The sequence below is a fragment of the Microcoleus sp. AT8-A3 genome (assembly GCF_036705675.1).
Taxonomy (GTDB): domain Bacteria; phylum Cyanobacteriota; class Cyanobacteriia; order Cyanobacteriales; family Microcoleaceae; genus Microcoleus.
Genome location: NZ_JAUBVD010000125.1, coordinates 1 through 4,231 on the forward strand (window position 1 = coordinate 1; position 4,231 = coordinate 4,231).

Sequence of the window (4,231 nt, forward strand, 5' to 3'; positions counted from 1 at the left end):
ATTAGGATAAGTTACTAGCAAGTCTTGTAACTGGTCTTCCGAGTCGTAGGGCTGTTCCATCATTTCTACCAGCCTGTCGTCGTCCTGAATCAGATAAATACCTCCAGCCATGCCAGCCCACCTACTTAATTTTAGATTTGAGATTTGAGATTTGAGATTTCCGGCTTAGTTATTAGTCTTTAGTCTTCATTCCGCAGCCAATGATATCATGTCCGATCGATTAACCATAATATCCCCGTCGGGGCTGGTTTGTGAGACAGGGTAAACGCATCTTAACTTTTACCCAAAATATGATACAATTAAATCCGACTAATTTTTCATGTAGTTTATTGTAGTTTATTGATGCTATCAATGGCAAGAGGTTTTAGTAAAGCTGTAACTTCCCAACAAAAATAAACAGATTCATTACCACCTTCAATGAATCTTTTAAATACCCTTTTTTTAGAGCATTTTCCCAACTATAAAAATTCAAGAATAGAAAGAAGTAAAGAACACTTACTTAAAGATATTAGATCGACGATGGCGATTCTAGCTGTCCAGACGCGGTGCAGACGGATGGGTGGCAATAGAAGCCTAGGTAATGCCAAATATCAATGCTTAAAAAGCTTTCTATAATTACCGAATAGCCTACCATCTCATGACACATTTAGTCGGCTATTTTCCCGAAGTGAACCACAATAGTTTCAAGAATGTTTTTTGACTTGGGTAAATGCCATAGTCGGGGAATTAGAACTAAACGCGATCGCCCTTCATTGATGGCGAAACAATAAAACAATTATATGACCGAAATAGCCAGCCAAAAGCGATATATATAGTTACAAGCTAGTCTTCATTTCATCAATTGGTTTTAGAAAAAAAAAACATAAAAAATCTAATGGAATGACCAAGAATTTCTTGATGCTACCCGCCACGTGATTTATCCGTGCAATCAATCCAAAATCTAAAATCGAAAATCCTCAAGCCCCCGAATTTATCCGTGGGGTAAAGCCAAAATCTAAAATCTAAAATCTAATGACAGCGATTGCGGAATTAATAGAAATGTTATAAATTGCCGGAAGTGTAATAACTATAGATGATCGGCTGTTATCAAAAAAATATAATATCTCTGATTTTCAAGAAAAAAGAAGATTATATTTTAGCTTTCAAAGGCAATCAACAACTTTTATACAAAGCCGTGAAAGAGTGGTTTGAAGTAGCTCAAGAAGCAGATTATTTAGGAAAAAAGTATGATTATTATGAACATGAACAAGTAGAAGCAGGACATCACCGAGTGTAACAAAGACAAGTCGGGAATGTGGATTTATCCGAGTTACCACCTCTGCATAATCAAGCATTATGGACGGGATCAAAAACAGTTGTCATGATAGTTAGTGAACAAAGATTGTAGAATAAAACCACCACATAAGCTCGTTTTTACGCTTAGTAGTTTCAGCAGTAATGCTGAGACAATGGCTGGGGCGAGCCGCAGTCACTGGGGCATTAAAAATAGCTTATATTGGACGCTTGATGTTACATTTTGTGAATATAAAAGCTGGATTATGAAACAGAACTCTCCCGTAAATTTTGCACTTCAATCGGAGGCTAGCCATAAATATACTGCAACAAGAAAAAACTTCCGGCACAAAGTCTAAAAATGAAACGCTATCGAGCGGGAAGGGATAATTATTGATTTCAAATTTTAAACTTTGCCAGCTAACGCTTAAAAGATAACACCCATCTCTTGTGAAATCTATCCTGATTTTTAAATTTTATAAATTCTTAAAATTTTGATTGAATCTGCTTCACTGGGGTTAAACTTAAGAATTTTCCGATTTTTTTTTTAGTTATTTAGTAATGCAAAAACTCACTTTTTTGTCAAATTAAATTAATTTAGATACGTTTACCATATTCTCAGTATAATTTTTATGACAATTTGTGTAATATCTCAACTTATTAAATCACAAAAATATCTGTAAGTGAATATATAATTGCTTTTACACCGCCTAATTTTTATATTTTATAGTTAATTTTTATAAGATTATTAACTTTTTGAAATACTAGGTTCTGTAGAGCAGGAATTAACAACCGAATCAAGTTGATTAAGCGGCAAGCTTATGGATTTGTCAACTTTGATAACTTTCTGGCGAGGCTATTAGCTTGCTTTTCTGATTAGTTTTGCCGATCGTGTTGACTCCAGAAGAACTGAATAAGCTAGAGGCAGTCTAACACCGAAAAGCGTAGCTCCATAGAAGTTACAATATAAAGATATTGTGAACTTACCTTGAGTGTCGCTAAAATATTAAAATAACAGCTCGCGAGTGGAATTTAAGAGGTAAGACTTGAAACAAGTTGGATTAGTGGCGATCGGACGCAATGAAGGGCCGCGCCTGCGCCAGTGCCTAGTATCGGCCACAGACAAAGTTGCCCGCGTCGTGTATGTCGATTCCGGATCAACAGACGGTAGCCTAGAGTTAGCCCGATCGATCGGAGCCGATACAGTAGAACTAAACTTATCTATACCGTTTACTGCAGCACGCGCCAGAAACGAAGGCTTTGCTCGCTTGCTGAAACTATCACCAGACATCGAATTTGTCCAATTTGTAGACGGCGACTGCGAATTGGTTGACGGATGGATCGAACTCGCCCAGCAAGAACTCACAGCCAAACCCGACGTAGCCGTAGTGTGCGGGCGCCGGCGCGAAAGATTTCCCAACGCCACAGCATACAACCGACTCTGCGACATCGAGTGGGACACGCCTGTCGGCGAAGCCAAAGCCTGCGGCGGCGACTCGATGATGCGCGTCGCGGCGTTCGAGCAAGTCGGCGGTTTCAACCCTGCACTCATTGCTGGCGAAGAACCAGAACTCTGCGTGCGGCTGCGTCAAAACGGCTGGAAAATCGAGCGATTAGATGCAGAAATGACCCTGCACGACGCCCAAATGACAAGTTTTACCCAGTGGTGGAAACGTTCTCAAAGAGCCGGTCACGCCTACGCCGAGGGTTCCTGGCTGCACGGAAACACCCCCGATCGCCACTGGGTCAAAGAGACCACCAGCATCTGGTTCTGGGGATTCGTTCTGCCTGTGCTAGCATTGGGCACAGCCTGGTTCACCCACGGGTGGAGCCTGTGGTTGCTCGCCACCTACCCGATACTTACCTACCGAATTTACCGCCGGATGTTGCAGCGGAATTTGCCAGCCAAGGATTCTGGTCTTTATGCTATATCTTGTGCGATCGGGAGATTTCCCCAATTGCAAGGTCAGATTCAGTTTCATCAGCGTCGCTTGCTGGGACAGCGCAGCAACTTGATCGAATACAAGAGATCAAGCCCATCAATGGAGCAAGTTAGAATTAGTGCTAAGTCTACTAAGTAGGTTAGCCACCATCAACTTAACAGGTTTTTTCTGGAACGTACTTCTCCCCTGTAATCCCGATTCCCGTGTAGAGGCGGGTTTTCTCCCCAACCTCTACACCCGACACCGGAACCTCAAAAAACCTGCAACCGATCGAGTAATTTCTTCAAAACTAAACTGACAAAGATCGATTTATAAACAAAGGTATCCAACCAATGAACAACCAAAAATTGTAATTGCTCAACTAGGGGAAAAAAGGGAGCCATCAGTAGAGAGAGCTTGTTGAATGGATTGATAAGCAGTTAAACCCGGACGCTTGCCAGTATTAACAACTGAACGAACGGCAGCAAACAAATCTCGCCCCCATTCCGAACGGAAGCCATTGGTCACACGGCGAAATATCACACTCATCCGAATCGCCTGTTCACTACTATTATTCGTGGGTGGAATTGTCGCATCTTCCAGAAATAGAAATAAATTGTCAATCAGCCCACCGTAACGTTTTCGTAACCGTATACCATCCGGATGCTGTGGTGCTAAATCCAAAATTTTGGTTAATCTTTCCTGTAAATTTATTCGATATCTCAAGAGTCTAGTATCATCCATATTCTCCCGTTGCCGATGGATGATAAAAGCCCTTAATAATAACCTCTTCATCGCTGGGGCAAAAATTCTGGCAAGAGCATCAATCGCATATTGGCAATCCCGCAGTTGATGTGCACTCACACACTTGCCATTGTGGTGCTGGGTGATTTTTTTGAGCGCGGGAGAAATCTGACACCCAGATATCGGGACGATGTTCTGCGAGAACTTCGTTAGGAATGATATCAAATCCGGTAGCATCGTCCTGTATTCATCTCTGTATTCTCTCCCTCTGCGTTCTCTGCGCCCTCTGCGGT

The 4,231-nt window shown here is 41.6% G+C and carries 3 protein-coding genes and 1 pseudogene; 3 read left to right on the top strand and 1 reads right to left on the bottom strand.

From position 1 onward, the window contains the following. Window positions 1-1,072 precede the first annotated feature (1,072 nt). The 3 genes and pseudogenes from QUB51_RS30050 (at window position 1,073) to QUB51_RS30060 (ending at window position 3,353) form a co-directional block, all read left to right on the top strand. Window positions 1,073-1,276 carry a hypothetical protein gene (locus QUB51_RS30050; protein WP_333057284.1) on the top strand — a complete coding sequence of 68 codons (204 nt, stop codon included), beginning with the start codon at window positions 1,073-1,075 and terminating at the stop codon, window positions 1,274-1,276. 777 nt (window positions 1,277-2,053) lie between these two features. Then, window positions 2,054-2,152: pseudogene (locus QUB51_RS30055) on the top strand (transposase); the annotation flags it as partial. A gap of 166 nt (window positions 2,153-2,318) precedes the next feature. Next, a complete protein-coding gene (locus QUB51_RS30060) occupies window positions 2,319-3,353 on the top strand; it encodes a glycosyltransferase family 2 protein (protein WP_333057286.1) in 1,035 nt (344 codons plus the stop codon). 219 nt (window positions 3,354-3,572) lie between these two features. Here QUB51_RS30060 and QUB51_RS30065 read toward each other — a convergent pair. Next, on the bottom strand, window positions 3,573-4,231 hold a 659-nt coding region (locus QUB51_RS30065), incomplete at its 5' end, for an IS66 family transposase (RefSeq protein WP_333264532.1).